Source organism: Stenotrophomonas maltophilia complex sp. Om-AH-Sm3, from assembly GCF_059337855.1.
The window spans coordinates 1-16,353 of sequence record NZ_JBYBLQ010000014.1 but is presented as its reverse complement, the minus strand read 5'-3'; the positions used below and the strand labels follow the sequence as shown (position 1 = coordinate 16,353).

Below are 16,353 nucleotides of genomic sequence, written 5' to 3'. Positions count from 1 at the left end.
TAGCGGAGCATGGTTAAGGGAATGTTGGCGTTCGCGCGCGTCGCGTCCACATCCAGGGTGAATACGCGCGGAAGAACGGTTCAGATGCAGACGCAGTAGAGCGATCACAATGGAACCTTGCGCAGCAGAACCTGTCGAACACGACACGATTCAGATCCGCTGCGACATTCCGCAACTTCGCGCCCGACGGGCGCAAGGCTAGAATTCTCCGACTTACCTGGTTCTATACATGTCAGTGCGAACTATTAGCGATGCCGCGTTGCCGGCATCGAAGGGCAAGGCTGCCACGATCAACGACATCGCACGACTGTCGGGAGTTTCCAAGAAAACGGTTTCAAGAATCATCAACAACTCGCCGCTGGTGCGCAAGGACACCCGCGACAAGGTCGAGGCGTTGATGCGCGAGGTCGGTTACGTGCCCGATCCTCTCGCGCGCGGGCTGGCATTCCGCCGCTCCTTCCTGATCGGCCTGGTGTATGACGATCCGGGTGCCCAATGCATCGTCGACCTGCAGCACGGCGCGCTGGACGCGCTGCGCGGCACTGGCTATGAGCTGGTGGTGCACCCCTGCGACAGCCAGGATCCGGAATGCCCGCAGGGCGTGCGCCGTTTCGTGCAGCAGCAGAAGCTGCACGGCGTGATCCTGGGGCCGCGTGCGTCCGAATCGGCTGCGCTGGCGCAGATGCTCGATGACATCGACTGCCGCTACGTGCGCATCAACGCGCATGCCTCGGAGGATGAGAACCATGCCGTGGTCACCCATGACCGCGATGGTGCTGCCGCTGCGGCGGGCTACCTGCTTTCGCTTGGCCACCGCGACATTGCGGTGATCGCCGGACCGGGTGACCGGCGTGCCGCGCGCGAACGGACGCATGGTTTCCTTGATCGGCTGGCGCAGGTCGGCCTGACCCTGCCCGGCGAGCGCGTGCTGGAAGCGGGCGACACCTTCGAGTCCGGCGTGCATGCCGCCGAACGGCTGCTGATGGGCGAGCAACGCCCCAGTGCGATTTTCGCCGGCAACGACGAAATCGCCGCAGGTGTGTACCAGGTGGCATTGCGTGCAGGCATCGCGGTGCCGCAGCAGTTGTCGATCGTCAGCTACGACGACAGCCCGTTGGCATCGCGGCTGTGGCCGCCGCTGACGTCGGTGCGGCGCCACGTTTCCGACATCGGCCGCACCGCCGCCGCCATGCTGGTCCAGGCCGACGTGCCCGACGCACCGACCGCGGCCAGCGTGCATCCGCAGTTGATGGTGCGCGGGTCCTGCCGGGCCGTGGATGGCTGAGTGTCCTGCCCTCGCCTGCGCCGCTGCAGTGGCGCAGGCAGGCAACAACGAAAACGGCGCACCCATGTGCGCCGTTTTCAGTGCAAAGCCGTGCGCGTTGTGTGCTTACACGTCGCCGCCGTCGGCCCAGCCTTCGCCGGTGCCCTTCTGGAACACGCGGTCGTCGCCCTGCACTTCACCGGCCGGCAGATGCGCCTGGTTGGCCAGTGCCGCGTAGATCGGGGTGAAATCCGGCGAGGTCGCCTGCATCAGCTGTTCGAAGCTGTCGATGACGAAGTAGGTCTTCTGGAAGGTGTCGATGCGGTACTTCGTGCGCATGATCCGCTGCAGGTCGAAGCCGATGCGGTTGGGCGCGGCCGATTCCAGCGAGTACAGCGACTCGCCCTTCGACGACACAATGCCGGCACCGTAGATGCGCAGGCCCTCGGGCGTGTCGATCAGGCCGAACTCCACGGTGTACCAGTACAGGCGGGTCAGGTTCTGCAGCGCATCCGGACCGATCGCATGCGCTTTGACGCCGCCGCGGCCGTACGCCTCCATGTAGTCGGCGAACACCGGGTTCATCAGCAGCGGCACGTGGCCGAACAGATCGTGGAACAGGTCCGGTTCGGCGATGTAGTCGATCTGGTCCGGGCGGCGGATCCACCAGGTCACCGGAAAACGGCGGTTGGCCAGATGGTCGAAGAAATCCAGTTCCGGCAGCAGGCCTTCAACGCCGACCAGGGTCCAGCCGGTGGCCGCGCCCAGCACTTCGTTGAGCTGGTCGAAGCGCGGAATCATGTGTGCGCTCATGCCCATCTCGTCCTGCGCATCCAGGAACTCCTGACAGGCACGGCCGACCAGCAGCTCGCGCTGGCGCTGGTAAAGCGTGCTCCAGGTCGCGTGGTCGTCGGCGCTGTAAGTGTCCCATGGCTGCTCGACGAGCGCGGTGGTATACACCGGCACGTAGCCCTTGTCGGTCTGCTGGTGTTCGACGCGGCGGGGCTGGGCGAGGTCCATGCGGCACTCCTGGATGGGATACCCATGATGCTAGGGCAGGGGACGCGCAACAGGGTTGCAAAAGTTGCGCCGATTGGCCTTGTTGGCGCAATATCCTTGCGTACTCACCATGTTGCGGGGCAACAATGGCCGGAGAAGTCCAGTTCGATCGCACGGATATACGCCTGCTGGCCGAAATCCAGCGGGATGGGCGCGCCACCAACGCCGAGCTGGCGGCGCGGGTGAATCTCTCTCCTTCGGCCTGCCTGCGGCGGTTGCAGCGGCTGGAAAGCGAGGGCGTGATCGTCGGCTATGGCGCGCGGCTGGAGCCACGGCAGCTGCGGCTGGGCCTGCAGGCCTTCGTGCGCGTGCAGCTGGAAAAGCACGACCAGGCCGCCATCGGCCACTTCGTGGACAGCGTGCAGGCGTGGGACGAGGTGGTGGCCTGCCACGCGCTGACGGGTGACATGGACTACCTGCTGCACGTCTACGTGCGCGACCTGGAGCACTTCTCGCGCTTCCTGCTGGACCGGCTGCTCAATGCCGGTGGCGTGGCCGATGCCAATTCCAGCTTCGTGCTGCGCACGGTGAAGGGCTTCCAGGCGTTGCCGCTGTCGCAGCTGGAGTCCTGAGCAACCACCGGGCGGGCCCGGTGGCCTGGCTTCAATGGATCAGCACTTGTCCTTGCGGCCCATCAGCTTGCCCAGGCGCGAGGCTTCCTCGCACTTCGGCGCGGCCACCGGTGCCGGTGCGGCAGCTGCGGCGCGCGCGCGCTGCAGCTGCTGGATCCTGGCGCGGATCTGCGGCATCGCTGCCATCGCAGCCTTTTCGCCTTCCAGGATCGCGGTGCCACGCTGGCTGAAATCGGCGGCACCGATGTCCAGTACCTTCGGGCGGATGACGATGTCGGCGCGCGCCAGTTCCTGCTCGCCCAGGCGCTGGCCCATGATCGAGATGGACTGGTTGACGATGCCCAGCATGTCGGTCGGCGCCTTGCCGCTGGCCTTGCTGGAGATGTCCACGGCGATCACGAAGTCGGCGCCGAGCTGGCGTGCGGCATCCACCGGCACCGGGCTGACTACGCCACCATCGATGTAGTTGCGGCCGCCGATCTTCACCGGCTCGAACACACCGGGAATGCTGCTCGACGCGCGCACTGCCTGGCCGACGTTGCCGCGCACGAAGATTGCGCGCTCGCCGGTTTCGAGCTGGGTGGCGACGGCGGCGAACGGCTTCTTCAGGCGCTCGGCGGGACGGTTGGCGACCTGCTCGTTGACGTAGTCCTGCAGCTTCTGGCCCTGCACCAGGCCACCGGAGAACAGGCGCACATCGCGGATGCTGGCTTCGTCCAGCGCGACGGCCTTGCTCTGCATCTGGAAGGCATCCATGCCGCTGGCATACAGGGCGCCGACCACGCTGCCGGCGCTGGTGCCGGCGACCACGGCCGGCTCGAAGCCGTTGGCCTCCAGCATCTTGATCACGCCGATATGGGCAAAGCCTTTGGCCGCGCCGCCGCCCAGGGCGATGCCGATCTTCACCGGCTTGGCCTGCGGGACCACGGTCGGCGCAGGCGGTGGCGTGGGGCGGACCGGATCGCCACCGCAGCCGGCCAGCAGGCCGATCAGGGCGACGGACAGCAGCATGCGGGGGCGGAACAGGCTCATCGGCAGTGCGCGCACGGCGCCGGATTCAGGAAAGGGCGCCAGCATACCGAAGCTGCGGCGGGGCGGGCAGGGTGGGAAATATCGCCCATTCATAAAGGTAGTGCCGGCCGCTGGCCGGCAACCATAGGGAAACTGGCAACGGTCCACGGGGCTGCCGGCCAGCGGCCGGCACTACCGGGATGCGCGCCAAGGTCCATGAGGTTGCCGGCCAGCGGCCGGCACGACCGGAGGCGGTCAGAACCGGTTGTCACCATCCAGCATCCGGCCCAGGCCGCCCAGCACCGAGCCTTCGCCGCGGCTTTGGCCGCCGCCCTGCGGTGCGGCCATCCACATGCGGCCGGCCAGGCGTGAGAACGGCAGCGACTGCAGCCAGACCTTGCCGGGGCCGGTCAACGTGGCCAGGAACACGCCTTCGCCGCCGAACAGCATGCTCTTGATGCCGGCCACCCGACGCACGTCCATGTCCACCGTCGGGTGGTAGGCCACCACGCAGCCGGTATCCACATCCAGGCGTTCGCCGGCGGCCAGCTCGCGCTCCACCACGCAGCCGCCGGCGTGGATGAACACCCAGCCGTCGCCCTCCAGTTTCTGCATGATGAAACCCTCGCCCCCGAACAGGCCGGTCATGATCTTGCGCTGGAACTGCACGCCGATCTGCACGCCGCGCGCGCCGGCCAGGAAACTGTCCTTCTGGCAGATCAGGCGGCCGCCGTGCTGGTCCAGTTTCATCGCCAGCACCGTGCCGGGGTAGGGCGCAGCGAAGGCGACCTTGCCCTTGCCATGGCCGCTCTGGGTGTAGACGGTGGCGAACAGGCTTTCGCCGGTCAGTACGCGCTTGCCGGCAGCCATCACCTTGCCCATGAAGCCGCCGCCCTGGTCGCCATTGGCGGCGCCGAACACGGTATCCATCTGCACCGTGGCGTCCTTGAACATCAACGCGCCGGCCTCGGCAATGGCGCTCTCACCGGGATCAAGCTCGATTTCCACGAACTGCATTTCATGGCCGACGATGCGGAATTCGATGTCGTCGGCGCGGCCGCTGGCGGCGGCGGGGACCGGGGGGGGGGTGTGGGGCATGCCCGGGGCCGCGGATTGCAGTTCGGGCACTTCGGCAATCGAGGTCCATCCGCTCATGCCCTGGCACCAGGCCAGCGCGCGCGGGTTGGCCTGCGCGTAGCGGCGCGCGGCCGGGTCATCGAGCGGTCCGATTCGGTCGGCCTGGGCCGAGGCATGGAAGTACCACTGGGTCATTGCGGCGGCTCCGCGGCGCTGGAAAACCCCGAGTCTAGCGAGCGCCCCGGGGGCAGGGCGACGGGGCCATGAACGGCCGGCATTTGCGGGGCAGGTGCTGTATTGCAACAATTATCTGGTAGCGCCGTTTTACCACCCCTCCAAACACAGCCTACCGCCATGTCCCCGACCCGCACTTCCCGTGGCCGCCTTCCGGTCGCGCGCCCTCTCGTTGCCGCTCTTTCCGCCCTGCTGCCGCTGGTAGCAGCCGCCCAGGAAAACCCTGCCGCCAAGGATCCGGTTGCCCTCGACACCCTGCAGGTCACCGCGCAGCGCCGTGTCGAGAACGCCAAGGACGTACCGGTTGCAGTCAGCGCGATCCAGGGCGAGAAGCTGGATGTGCTCGGTTCGGCCGGCGATGACATCCGCTTCCTGGCCGCACGCGTGCCGAGCCTCAACATCGAGTCGTCCTACGGTCGTGCCTTCCCGCGCTTCTACATCCGCGGCCTGGGCAACACCGATTTCGATCTCAATGCCTCGCAGCCGGTGTCGCTGGTATACGACGACGTCGTGCAGGAAAGCCCGCTGCTGAAGGGCTTCCCGCTGTTCGACCTGGCCAACGTGGAAGTGCTGCGTGGCCCGCAGGGCACCCTGTTCGGCCGCAACACGCCGGCCGGCGTGGTCAAGTTCGATTCGGCCCGCCCGTCGCAGGATGCCGACGGCTATATCCGCGTCGGCTACGGCAGCTACAACAGCTGGAACGTGCAGGGCGCCTACGGCGGCCCGCTGACCGACCGCTGGTCGGCACGCGTCTCGGCGATCTACCAGCGCCGCGACGACTGGGTCGACAACACCCGTGTCGGTGCGCCCAACAGTGGCTTCGAAGGCTACGACGAAGCGGCAGGCCGCGTGCAGTTCCTGTACGAAGGCGATGACTTCGAAGCGCTGTTCAACCTGCACAAGCGCAAGCTCAACGGCACCGCCCGCCTGTTCCGCGCCAACATCATCCAGAAGGGTGGCAATTCGCTGGTCGAGAACTTCGACCGCGACAAGGTGGCCAACGACGGCGTCAACTTCTCCGACCTGGAAACCTGGGGGGGCAGCGCGCGCCTGCAGTGGAACCTCGGCTCGGTGACCCTGCACTCGATCACCGGCTACGAGACCGCCGAATCGCTCAACCGCGGTGATATCGACGGTGGCTACGGTGCAGCCTTCCTCGGTGCCGGCAACTACGGCCCGGGCCTGATTCCGTTCTCCTCGGAGTCGGCTGATGGCCTGCCGCACCATCGCCAGTGGACGCAGGAAGTGCGCGTCGAGTCCAACGAGTGGGGCCGCTTCGACTGGCAGGCCGGCGTCTTCTACTTCGATGAAGACGTGACCATCAACAACTTCAACTACGACTCGCTGACCCCGGGCAATCCGCAGACCGGCCACGTGGTGCAGAACCAGCGCAACAAGGCCTGGGCAGTGTTCGCCTCGGGTGACTTCGACGTCACCGACCGCTTCAAGCTGCGTGCCGGCGTGCGCTACACCCAGGACAAGAAGGACTTCAGCGCCAGCGTGCTGCAGGCGGTTCCGTTCGGCACCCCGGTCAGTGGCCCGTACCTGGCCAACACCGACGTCAACGACGTCAGCTGGGACCTGAGCGGCGTCTACAAGCTCACCGACGACATCAACGCCTACGCCCGCGTGGCCAAGGGCTTCCGCGCGCCGTCGATCCAGGGCCGCCTGGCCTTTGCGCCGGGTCTGTCGCAGGCCGATTCGGAGAAGGTCATCTCGTACGAGGCCGGCATCAAGGCCGATCTGTTCGAGCGCCGCGCGCGCCTGGGCCTGAGCGTGTTCCGCTACGACGTCGATGGCCAGCAGCTGATCGCCGTGGGCGGTTCCAACAACACCGCCACCCTGCTCAACGCCGACAAGACCATCGGCCAGGGCGTCGAGCTGGACCTGGAGGCCTACCTGGCCGACAACGTCCTGCTGACCTTTGGCAGCAGCTACAACGACACCGAGATCAAGGACAAGAACCTTGCGGTGGCGATCTGTGGCGGCGGCTGCACCATCACCGACCCGACCACGGTGATCAACGGCCAGACCTACGCGCTGGTGAACGGCAACCCGCTGCCGCAGGCGCCGAAGTGGATCCACAACGCGACCCTGCGCGTGGGCTTCCCGCTCAGCGATGGCAGCGAGCTGTACGCCTACACCGACTGGGCCTACCGCAGCGCGGTGAACTTCTTCATCTACGAGTCGCCGGAATTCCGCGGCCGTAGTTCGCTGGAAGGCGGCCTGCGCCTGGGCTACAACTGGGGTTATGGCCAGTACGACGTGGCGGTGTTCGGCCGCAACCTGACCAACCAGACCCGCGTGGTCGGTGCGATCGACTTCAACAACCTGACCGGCTTCCTCAACGAGCCGCGCACCTGGGGCGTGGAGTTCACCGCGAAGTTCTGATGCGGTCGCTGCGGTAGTGCAATGAAGAAGGGCCGGCGCACTGCCGGCCCTTCTGCTTCGCACCCACCGGTAGTGCCGGCCGCTGGCCGGCAATGACCGATCGCGCAGGCGCCTACAGCGCGCTCTGCGGGCGCACCTTCAGTACCGCGTTCTCGGTGGTGCAGTCGCGGCTGGAGTGCAGGCCGGCCTTGCGCGCGGCAGCGATCTCCTTGCGTGCGGCCAGCAGGTCCTTGTTGAACGCGGCGTTGTCGTGCAGGCGGGCCACGGCGGCGGCACCCATGAAGCGGCCTTCGAGGATGTCGCTCTGCCAGTGCACGTTGCATACCAGGCGGCTCTCGCCGTAGTTGCGGCCGCGGGCCTGGATGGCATCGGCGCGGTCCGGCACGATCTCCGACAGGATCAGTGCCCAGGCCCAGCCGATCGAGGTGTGGCCGGATGGATAGGAACCATTCCTGCGCAGGCCATCCTCGTCCTTCGGCGAGCAGGTCGGCTCACCGTTGACCATGAACGGGCGCGGGCGCTGGTAGTGGTTCTTGGCTGCCTTGGTAGCGGCGCTGGCGTCGATCCGGCTGCGCTCCAGCAGTCGATACAGCGCCGGAGTCTTCACCGCATCGACGTCGATGTCGGCGGCGCAGGAGAAGTGGTTTGCACCTTCGGGGAAGCCGAGTTCCGCATCGATGCCGGCCTGGGCGAAGCGCGGGCTGCCTCGCAGCGTGCGGGCTTCACGGCTGACCTGTTCGTCCAGGGCGAGGGCGGCCGAACCGGCCACCGGCGGTGCCGGCACCAGATCGAGGCTGGCCGGAACAGCGCTCTTGTCCAGATAGCCCACGGCCTTGGTGGTGATGTTGGCTTCGACGGCGGTCGGCTTGGTGGCCGTGGCAGCACAGCCGGCCAGGGCCACGGCAACGGCGAGGCCGAGCAGCGGGCGGGCAGGGTGGGAAATCAGCGACATGGACGGGCTCCGGAGGAAAAACATCGCGTCATGATCGCAGCCCGTGTGCGGCACCGCAGTGGCCATCGGTCATACGGCCAGACCCGGCATGGTCATTACAGGAGATGAAGAACGTCATCGAAGCGTGCCAGTCTGCTGAATCCGGGCGCAGCGCACGGACTTTCACGCGGCCGCACCGTGAGCATCGGCACATCGGCAGTTACCAGGGGCCGTCCAGTTCCAGCCGGGTCGGGGGGATCCGAAGACAGAGGGAGAGAAGCGATGCGCAGCACCGCAACAGGAAGTACCGTCCTGGCCCTGCTTCTGGGGCTGGCAGCAGCACCGGCGCAGGCCGCCGACGTGGTCGGCGTGGCCTTCGTGCATGGCACCGGCGCGCAGACCAATGCCACCCAGGACTACTGGCAGCCGGCGATCATCGACACCGTGCGCCAGGGCCTGCCGAACAGCAGCAACTATGTGGTCATCAACTGTGACTTCACCCAGTACATGTGGAAACCGGAGGCCGCCGGCTGCCTGGCCAACCAGCTGACCGGCTTCATCGACAGCCGTGGCATCACCCAGCTGGTGGTGATCACCCATTCCAACGGCGGCAACGTGATGCGCTGGATCCTGTCCAACCCGACCTACGACAGCCGCTATCCGAAGATCATCCGCACGGTGCGCAAGGTCACCGCACTGGCGCCGTCCTCGGCGGGCACGCCGCTGGCCGATGCGGTGCTCAACGGCAATACCTTCGAAACGTCACTGGGCTGGCTGCTGGGCTACAAGAACGACGCGGTACGCCAGCAGCAGGTGGCCAGCATGGCCACCTACAACGCGCAGAACCTGTACGGCACGGCCGGTCGCCCGGCGCTGCCCAGGCCGTTCCGCGCGGTGGTCGGCAGTGACGTGGAATCGGCGGTGTGGGACAGCAACAGCTACTGCGGTGGCTATGCCGCCAACGTTGGCCTGGAGTTCACCCAGAACTGGTTGTCGTCCTGCTCCGATGGCTTCCTGGAGTGCAGCAGCCAGAAGGCGGCCGGTACCACCTGGTTCACCGACAAAGCGCGCACCCAGGGCGCAGAACCGCTCAGCCACAACCAGAGCCGGCGCGAGTGCTTCGGCCTCGGCACCCTGCTGCGCAACGACCTGACCCAGTGAGGGAGATGACCATGACGACCCATTCCACCCTGCTGGCCAGTGCGGTGCTGGCAGTACTGTCCCTTTCCGCCGCGCAGGCCGCGCAGCCTCTGCAGGCGGCCCGCGCGGGCGATCAGGTGCCTGCCGCATTGGTGGCCGCGCCGCTGCCTGCCGATGAAAGCGAACACGCGCCGTTGTCGTTTGCCTGGGCGCTGGACCCGGCACAGCCGCTGCAGGCGGCCACGCCATATGCCTCGGTCAGCCGCAGTTACTGGCAGCAGGTCGATGGCACGCAGCTGCAGCGCGGCCTGGACCTGCCGCTGACGGCGCCCGATGCGGTGATCCAGCTGAGTCCGGCCGCAGGAGCCCGCGCGCTGCCGGCCAACACCCTGCAGGTGCGCGACCCGGCTGGCCGCAGCAGCGTGGCCCGCAGTGTCGATGCGCGCGCGCTGCAGGATGCCGGCATGCCGGTGAGTGATGGCAGCAGCATGCTGCGCACCGGCGCGACCAGTGCCGCCGGTGCGTACACCCTGCAGAGCACGCAGGCGCAGGGCCGCTATGTGGTGCAGGTGCTGGAGCCCAACAGCCCGCTGCGGTTGGAAGTGCAGGCCAACCAGGCGCAGGTGCTGGCCGGTGGCAACGTGCAGCTGCAGGCACGCCTGCTGGAAGACGGCGCCACCACCGCGCAGCTGGCATCGCGTCGTGGCGGCCTGGGGGGGGAAGCCCTGCTGGTCGCACCGGATGGCCGCAGCTGGCCGCAGCGCCTGCTGCGCACCACCGATGGCAGCCTGCGCGCGCAGGTGCGGATCCCGACCGACATCGGCACCGTGCAGGGGCTGTGGGAGCTGCAGGTGTTCGCCCAGGCCGATGGCGTGCTGCGCGATGGCAAGGTGGCCTTCGCGGTGGCACGGCCGACCGCGCGTTTCAGTGGCCAGGCAGCACCGGACCCTTCCAGCCGCCAGGTGGCGCTGCCGCTGCAGGTGGCTGCGGCAGGCCGCTACGAGGCACGTGGCACGCTGTATGCCACGGCCCGCGATGGCCGGATGAGGCCGGTCGCGCAGGCACATGCAGCCGCGTGGTTCGATGGCCCAGGCGCCGGCCAGCTGGTGCTGCCGTTCGACGAGGCCGCGTTGCCGGCCGGTTTTGGCGCACCGTACGAGCTGCGTGACCTGCAGCTGCAGGACCAGAGCCGGATGGCACCGATCGAGTCGCGCGCGCTGGCGTTGCGGTTCTGAGGTTGCGTGCAGCGGGCCGGGGTCCGGCCCGCTGCACCGGCATGGCGATGGAATGGCATCACAACGGGAATGACACCACGACGGGGTAGAGTCGACTGTTAGTCGACTGCTTTTCGCCTGGATCGCAAAGATCCCGCGCTGCGCGCGATAGTCGACTAACAGTCGACTCTATCGTCGCCGGTTTTCCAAGCCCCTCGGGTTTCCCGAGGGCTCCGCCTCACCCCGCGTATGCGGTCAGCCGGCCTTCCTGCTCGCAGACGGTGATCGCGCCGCCGAACACCGCCGACAGCGGTTCGTTGCGCAGCAGCTCGGCGCGGGTGCCGTCGGCCAGCACGCGGCCATCGCGCAGCAGCACCACCCGCTCGATCTCGGGAATGATCTCTTCGATGTGGTGGGTCACCAGCACCAGGGTGATGCCCTGCTGCGCCAGCACCCGCATGGTCGCCACCAGCTGCTCGCGGGCGACCAGGTCCAGCCCGGTGGAGGGTTCATCCAGCAGCAGTGCCTGCGGCCGGTTGACCAGCGCGCGGGCGATCAGCACGCGGCGGGTCTCGCCAGCGGACAACTCGGCGTAGGCGCGGTCGCGCAGGGACAGGGCGCCGGTCATCGCCAGTGTCTCGCCCACGCGTGCGCGCATATCGGCGGTCACTTCGCGGAAGGCCGGCACCACGTAGCTGGCGAAGAAGCCGGACAGCACTGCCTGTTCCACGGTCAGGCCCGGCATGTCGGCCAGGTTGCTGCTGAGATCGCCGGTGACGATGCCGAGCTGCGATCGCAGCCGGTCCACCTGCCAGCGGTTCTGCCCCAGCACCCTTACCGCCACGGAGCCGTCGACCTGCGCCAGCGGGTACAGCTCGCGGGTGATCAGCTTGATGAAGGTCGACTTGCCGCAGCCGTTGGGGCCGAGCAGGGCGGTGTGCTGGCCCTGCGCGATGCGCAGGCTGAGCCCGTGCAGCACCTTCACCTGGCCGCGCACCACGGTGGCGCGGTCCAGTTCGATCAAGGGGGGCAGCTCCGCAACGGGCGGGGCGGCAGTCATGGTGCTGGCGCGTGGATCAAGGCTCGACAACTCAGGTCCCCAACTGTGAACGGTGCCACGGATGACGGTGGCAATCACCGCCGCAGGGATGCAGTTTGCAACGCAAGCGCCCATCATGTCTGCCATCCCCGCGTCGATCCGGAGAGCTGCCATGTCTGATGCCCTGATGTCCCTGCTGACCGGTGGTGTGCTCGGCCTCGGCTGGTGGGCCATGTTGGGCGTGCTGCTGGTCTTCACCCAGATCACCATCTTCTCGGTGACCCTGTACCTGCACCGCAGCCAGGCCCATCGCGGAGTCGATTTCCACCCGGCGCTGGCGCACGTGTTCCGCTTCTGGCTGTGGCTGACCACGTCGATGATCACCCGCGAGTGGGTGGCCATCCATCGCAAGCACCACGCCAAGGTGGAGACTGAGGACGATCCGCACAGCCCGGTCACCCGCGGCATCGGCAAGGTGTTCTGGCATGGCGTGGAGCTGTACCGCGAAGCGCGCGGCATGCGCGCGGACATCGAGCAGTACGGGCGCGGCACGCCGGACGACGCGATCGAGCGCCACCTGTATACCCCGCACGCCACGCTGGGGCCGGTAGTGCTGCTGGCGATCAACAGTGTGCTGTTCGGCCTGCCCGGCGTGGCGCTGTGGGCGATCCAGATGGCGTGGATCCCGTTCTGGGCGGCGGGCGTAGTCAATGGCCTGGGCCACTGGTGGGGGTACCGCAACTACGAGTCGGCCGATACCTCCACCAATCTCACGCCGTGGGGGTTCTGGATCGGTGGCGAGGAGCTGCACAACAACCACCATGCCTTCCCCAGTTCGGCGCGCTTCGCGATGCGGCGCTGGGAGTTCGATATCGGCTGGAGTGCGATCCGCCTGCTGCAGGCGCTGCGCCTGGCCAGGGTGCTGCGGGTGGCGCCGGCCATGGACGTGCGCCCGAACATCGCCGTGCCCGATGCCGAAACGCTGAAGGCGCTGCTGTCGCACCGCTTCCAGGCGATGACCGATTACCAGCGCAACGTGTTCATGCCGGCCCTGCGCGAGGAGGCCGCGCAGGCCGGGGCCAAGCTGCGCCGCCTGCTGCCACGCCGGTTGCGCCGTGGCCTGGTCAACGATGGCCGCTGGCTGAAGCCGGACAGCCGCGCCCAGCTCAGCGCATGGGTGGCGCAGCGGCCGCGCATCCGTACCCTGGTCGAGTACCGCGGGCGATTGGCTGCGCTGCTGGAAGCCCGTGGCCACGACGCCGCTGAGCGCCTGCATCAGCTGCAGGCGTGGTGCCGCGAGGCCGAGGAAAGCGGCATCGCGGCGTTGCAGGCCTACGCCGCACGGTTGAAGGGCTACAGCCTGGTGGGCGCGTGAGGGCAGGGTACGGGCTTCTGCTGGCGGCGCTGCTGCCGGGTGCGGCGCTGGCCCAGGTCACCGACACCGCCAGCTATCTGCAGCGGATGGACAGCGATGGCGACGGCAGGGTCAGCGAGGCCGAGTACGTACAGTGGATGCTGTATGCCTTCGATCGCATGGACCGCAACGGTGATGGCGTACTGAGCGCCGACGAGCTGCCCGGCGGCAAGGGCAGGGCAATCCGCCGCGAGCAGCAGCGGCAGGTGATCGTGCAGCGCTTCCACAAGCAGGATGCCAACGGTGATGGCTTCCTGGATGCCCGCGAGCTGTCCGCGCCGCCGCGTTGAGCGGGCGTAGAATCGCACCATGCCTGAACTGCCCGAAGTCGAAACCACCCGCCGCGGCCTGGCGCCGCACCTGCAGGGCCGGCGTGTGCATGGCGTGATCCTGCGCCGCGCCGACCTGCGCTGGCCGATTCCACCGGAAGTGGCCGAGCTGCTGCCGGGGCAGCGCATCGAGGACATCCGCCGGCGCGCCAAGTACCTGCTGCTGGATACCGCCATCGGCAGCGCCGTCCTGCACCTGGGCATGTCCGGCAGCCTGCGCGTGCTGCCCGGTGATACCCCGCTGCGGGCGCATGACCACGTCGACATCAGCCTGGACAACGGCCGCCTGCTGCGCTTCAACGACCCGCGCCGCTTCGGCAGCCTGCTCTGGCAGCCGGCTGGGGAGATCCACCCGCTGCTGCAGGGGCTGGGCCCGGAGCCACTGGACGACGCGTTCGACGGCGACTACCTGTTCGACCGCAGCCGGGGCCGCAGCGCGCCGGTGAAGACCTTCCTGATGGACCAGGCGGTGGTGGTGGGCGTGGGCAACATCTACGCCGCCGAGAGCCTGTTCAAGGCCGGCATCAGCCCGTTGCGCGAGGCAGGAAAGATCTCGCGAGAACGCTACCAGCGGCTGGCCGACGCGGTGAAGGAAATCCTGGGCTACGCCATCACCCGCGGCGGCACCACCCTGCGCGATTTCATCAGCCCCGATGGTGCGCCGGGCTACTTCGAGCAGGAGCTGCTGGTGTACGGCCGCGACGGGCTGCCGTGCCCGAACTGCGGGCGCGCGCTGAAGCACGCCACCATCGGCCAGCGCGCCAGCGTCTGGTGCAGCCACTGCCAGCGCTGAGCCGGCGACCAGCGGCAGCTGAACGGGCAGGGCGCGTCTCCGCTGCCCGTTAACGTTTGTCTGCCTATCATGGCCGACCTTCCCTCTGTGCCTGACGCGCCTGCATGCAACGACGCGACTTCATCCGCAATGCCTCCCTCGCCCTGGCTGCATTCGGCCTGCCGTCCCTGCCCGCGTGCGCGGCCAGCAGGAGCGGCCAGATGGGCCTGCGCCGCCTCGGCCAACCGCAGCCGTTCGACTTCGCCACCCTGAAGGGCCAGGCGCGCGCGCTGGCACAGGCGCCCTACAAGAGCCACAAGCGGGTGTTGCCGGGCCGCCTGGAAGGCCTCGACTGGGACCAGTACCAGTCGATTGGCTACCGCCAGGACCATGCGCTGTGGGCCGACCAGCCCGGCAAGTTCCAGGCCAAGTTCTTCCACCTGGGCCTGTACTTCCATTCGCCGGTGCGCATGTTCGACGTGGTCGACGGCAAGGCGCAGGAACTGGCGTATGACGGCGCGGCGTTCAACTACGGCAAGAGCGGCATCAAGGATGGCGAGCTGCCGGCCGATCTGGGCTTCGCCGGGTTCCGCCTGAACACCCGCAAGGACACCGACCGCGACTTCGCCGCCTTCCTTGGCGCCAGCTACTTCCGCGCGGTCGGCAAGGAGGGCCAGTACGGGCAGTCCGCGCGTGGCTTGGCGATCGACACCGGCATGGGCAAGCCGGAGGAATTCCCGGATTTCATCGCCTACTACCTGGAACAGCCGTCGGCTGATTCGGACACGATCGTGGTCTACGGCCTGCTGGATTCGCCCAGCGTGGCCGGAGCCTATCGCTTCGCGATCACGAACGGTGACGTGCTGCTGATGGACATCGACAGCGCGCTGTACCCGCGCAAGACGATCGAGCGGTTGGGCATCGCCCCGTGCACCAGCATGTACCAGGTCGGCGAGAATGACCGCCGGATGGGCTGGGACTGGCGCCCGGAGATCCACGATACCGATGGCCTGTCGCTGTGGACCGGTGCCGGCGAGTGGATCTGGCGGCCGCTGCTGAACCCGCGCAACCTGCGTTTCAACATGTTCGTGGACCGCAACCCGCGCGGCTTCGGCCTGCTGCAGCGCGACCGCAATTTCGACCATTACCAGGACGACGGCGTGTTCTACGAGAAGCGCCCGTGCCTGTGGGTGGAGCCGAAGGGCGAATGGGGCGAAGGCTCGGTGCAGCTGGTGGAGATTCCCACCGTGGACGAGACCTTCGACAACATCGTGGCGTTCTGGAACCCGAAGGAAAAGCCACAGCCGGGCCAGGAGCTGCTGGTCGGTTACCGCTTGTACTGGGGCGCCGAACCGCCGGCGCGCCCGCCGCTGGCGCACTGCGTGGCCAGCCGCACCGGCCTGGGCGGTGTGGTCGGCAAGAAGCGCGAGTACTTCAGCTGGCGCTTCGCGGTGGACTTCGAAGGTGGCGAACTGGCCAGGCTGATCGACAAGGCCGAGGTCGAAGCGGTGGTGGAAGCCAGCCGTGGCCGGGTCGAGATCGTTTCGGCGCGCCCGCTGCGCGAGATCAACGGCTATCGCGCGATGTTCGACCTGGTGCCGCCGGAAGGCAGTACCGAGCAGATCGACATCCGCCTGTTCCTGCGCAGTGGTGGCAAGACCCTCACCGAGACCTGGCTGTACCAGTACACCCCGCCGCCGGCCGGTGCGCCGGAGCGCACGCTGTACTGAGTGGTTTGGGATTGCAGGGCTTGCAGCCCTGCACCCGCTTCAAGCCAAGGCAACGTCAAATGCGTGCATTCCGTGGGATGGCGGGGTGGGTCCGGTTGCGGGGGGACGCTGCAAGTACGTCCCTGTAAGCTCGGTCGCCGCATCCATGCGGCTCACGCCCCCGCAACCGGACCCAC

At 67.7% G+C, this 16,353-nt stretch carries 14 protein-coding genes; 9 read left to right on the top strand and 5 right to left on the bottom strand.

The annotated features are described in order from the left end of the window. Positions 1-229: 229 nt before the first annotated feature. Positions 230-1,285: a LacI family DNA-binding transcriptional regulator gene (locus tag AC10QF_RS15830; protein WP_111178762.1), complete on the top strand. Its 1,056-nt coding sequence runs from the start codon at positions 230-232 to the stop codon at positions 1,283-1,285. Positions 1,286-1,390: 105 nt separating this feature from the next. On the opposite strand, the gene phhA is transcribed toward AC10QF_RS15830, so the two are convergent. Further along, positions 1,391-2,284, bottom strand: coding sequence for a phenylalanine 4-monooxygenase (gene phhA, locus AC10QF_RS15825; RefSeq protein ID WP_053496712.1), 894 nt, complete (start codon positions 2,282-2,284; stop codon positions 1,391-1,393). Between the two features lie 125 nt (positions 2,285-2,409). Here phhA and AC10QF_RS15820 point away from each other — a divergent pair, with 125 nt between their 5' ends. Continuing rightward, a complete protein-coding gene (locus AC10QF_RS15820) occupies positions 2,410-2,895 on the top strand; it encodes an Lrp/AsnC family transcriptional regulator (RefSeq protein ID WP_005411782.1) in 486 nt (161 codons plus the stop codon). Between the two features lie 39 nt (positions 2,896-2,934). Here the strand turns inward: AC10QF_RS15820 and AC10QF_RS15815 are convergent, their stop codons facing one another. Next, positions 2,935-3,927 carry a patatin-like phospholipase family protein gene (locus AC10QF_RS15815; RefSeq protein ID WP_053496711.1) on the bottom strand — a complete coding sequence of 331 codons (993 nt, stop codon included), beginning with the start codon at positions 3,925-3,927 and terminating at the stop codon, positions 2,935-2,937. 234 nt (positions 3,928-4,161) lie between these two features. Continuing rightward, positions 4,162-5,178: a TIGR00266 family protein gene (locus AC10QF_RS15810; RefSeq protein WP_005421115.1), complete on the bottom strand. Its 1,017-nt coding sequence runs from the start codon at positions 5,176-5,178 to the stop codon at positions 4,162-4,164. Between the two features lie 159 nt (positions 5,179-5,337). Between AC10QF_RS15810 and AC10QF_RS15805 the strand changes: the two genes are divergently transcribed. Further along, on the top strand, positions 5,338-7,608 hold the full coding sequence (locus tag AC10QF_RS15805; protein WP_494542491.1) for a TonB-dependent receptor: 2,271 nt from the start codon (positions 5,338-5,340) through the stop codon (positions 7,606-7,608). 112 nt (positions 7,609-7,720) lie between these two features. Here the strand turns inward: AC10QF_RS15805 and AC10QF_RS15800 are convergent, their stop codons facing one another. Next, positions 7,721-8,560 (bottom strand): acid phosphatase, encoded by an 840-nt coding sequence (locus AC10QF_RS15800; RefSeq protein ID WP_494542490.1) that lies wholly within the window; start codon positions 8,558-8,560, stop codon positions 7,721-7,723. 261 nt (positions 8,561-8,821) lie between these two features. Here AC10QF_RS15800 and AC10QF_RS15795 point away from each other — a divergent pair, with 261 nt between their 5' ends. Both AC10QF_RS15795 and AC10QF_RS15790 read left to right on the top strand, forming a co-directional pair. Next, positions 8,822-9,700 (top strand): hypothetical protein, encoded by an 879-nt coding sequence (locus AC10QF_RS15795; protein ID WP_494542489.1) that lies wholly within the window; start codon positions 8,822-8,824, stop codon positions 9,698-9,700. Between the two features lie 11 nt (positions 9,701-9,711). After that, positions 9,712-10,914 (top strand): DUF4785 domain-containing protein, encoded by a 1,203-nt coding sequence (locus AC10QF_RS15790; RefSeq protein WP_032954734.1) that lies wholly within the window; start codon positions 9,712-9,714, stop codon positions 10,912-10,914. Between the two features lie 217 nt (positions 10,915-11,131). Here the strand turns inward: AC10QF_RS15790 and AC10QF_RS15785 are convergent, their stop codons facing one another. Further along, positions 11,132-11,953, bottom strand: a complete 822-nt coding sequence (locus AC10QF_RS15785; protein ID WP_053496707.1) for an ABC transporter ATP-binding protein — start codon at positions 11,951-11,953, stop codon at positions 11,132-11,134. Between the two features lie 151 nt (positions 11,954-12,104). Between AC10QF_RS15785 and AC10QF_RS15780 the strand changes: the two genes are divergently transcribed. The 4 genes from AC10QF_RS15780 to AC10QF_RS15765 all read left to right on the top strand — a co-directional run bounded on the left by AC10QF_RS15780 (position 12,105) and on the right by AC10QF_RS15765 (position 16,177). Then, positions 12,105-13,307, top strand: a complete 1,203-nt coding sequence (locus AC10QF_RS15780; protein ID WP_188248845.1) for a DesA family fatty acid desaturase — start codon at positions 12,105-12,107, stop codon at positions 13,305-13,307. Next, positions 13,304-13,636: an EF-hand domain-containing protein gene (locus AC10QF_RS15775; protein WP_005421108.1), complete on the top strand. Its 333-nt coding sequence runs from the start codon at positions 13,304-13,306 to the stop codon at positions 13,634-13,636. Before AC10QF_RS15780 ends, AC10QF_RS15775 begins: the two co-directional genes overlap by 4 nt. Positions 13,637-13,655: 19 nt before the next feature. Continuing rightward, the gene (gene mutM / locus AC10QF_RS15770; RefSeq protein ID WP_061480453.1) at positions 13,656-14,468 is read left to right on the top strand and encodes a bifunctional DNA-formamidopyrimidine glycosylase/DNA-(apurinic or apyrimidinic site) lyase; all 813 of its coding nucleotides are present in this window, start codon (positions 13,656-13,658) and stop codon (positions 14,466-14,468) included. 104 nt (positions 14,469-14,572) lie between these two features. After that, on the top strand, positions 14,573-16,177 hold the full coding sequence (locus AC10QF_RS15765) for an OpgD/OpgG family glucan biosynthesis protein (RefSeq protein ID WP_072167419.1): 1,605 nt from the start codon (positions 14,573-14,575) through the stop codon (positions 16,175-16,177). Positions 16,178-16,353 lie beyond the last annotated feature (176 nt).

Coding starts and splice junctions, on each gene's coding strand:
- AC10QF_RS15830 (WP_111178762.1), top strand. CDS start 230: ATGTCAGTGCGAACTATTAGCGATGCCGCGTTGCCGGCATCGAAGGGC.
- phhA (WP_053496712.1), bottom strand. CDS start 2,284: ATGGACCTCGCCCAGCCCCGCCGCGTCGAACACCAGCAGACCGACAAG.
- AC10QF_RS15820 (WP_005411782.1), top strand. CDS start 2,410: ATGGCCGGAGAAGTCCAGTTCGATCGCACGGATATACGCCTGCTGGCC.
- AC10QF_RS15815 (WP_053496711.1), bottom strand. CDS start 3,927: ATGAGCCTGTTCCGCCCCCGCATGCTGCTGTCCGTCGCCCTGATCGGC.
- AC10QF_RS15810 (WP_005421115.1), bottom strand. CDS start 5,178: ATGACCCAGTGGTACTTCCATGCCTCGGCCCAGGCCGACCGAATCGGA.
- AC10QF_RS15805 (WP_494542491.1), top strand. CDS start 5,338: ATGTCCCCGACCCGCACTTCCCGTGGCCGCCTTCCGGTCGCGCGCCCT.
- AC10QF_RS15800 (WP_494542490.1), bottom strand. CDS start 8,560: ATGTCGCTGATTTCCCACCCTGCCCGCCCGCTGCTCGGCCTCGCCGTT.
- AC10QF_RS15795 (WP_494542489.1), top strand. CDS start 8,822: ATGCGCAGCACCGCAACAGGAAGTACCGTCCTGGCCCTGCTTCTGGGG.
- AC10QF_RS15790 (WP_032954734.1), top strand. CDS start 9,712: ATGACGACCCATTCCACCCTGCTGGCCAGTGCGGTGCTGGCAGTACTG.
- AC10QF_RS15785 (WP_053496707.1), bottom strand. CDS start 11,953: ATGACTGCCGCCCCGCCCGTTGCGGAGCTGCCCCCCTTGATCGAACTG.
- AC10QF_RS15780 (WP_188248845.1), top strand. CDS start 12,105: ATGTCTGATGCCCTGATGTCCCTGCTGACCGGTGGTGTGCTCGGCCTC.
- mutM (WP_061480453.1), top strand. CDS start 13,656: ATGCCTGAACTGCCCGAAGTCGAAACCACCCGCCGCGGCCTGGCGCCG.
- AC10QF_RS15765 (WP_072167419.1), top strand. CDS start 14,573: ATGCAACGACGCGACTTCATCCGCAATGCCTCCCTCGCCCTGGCTGCA.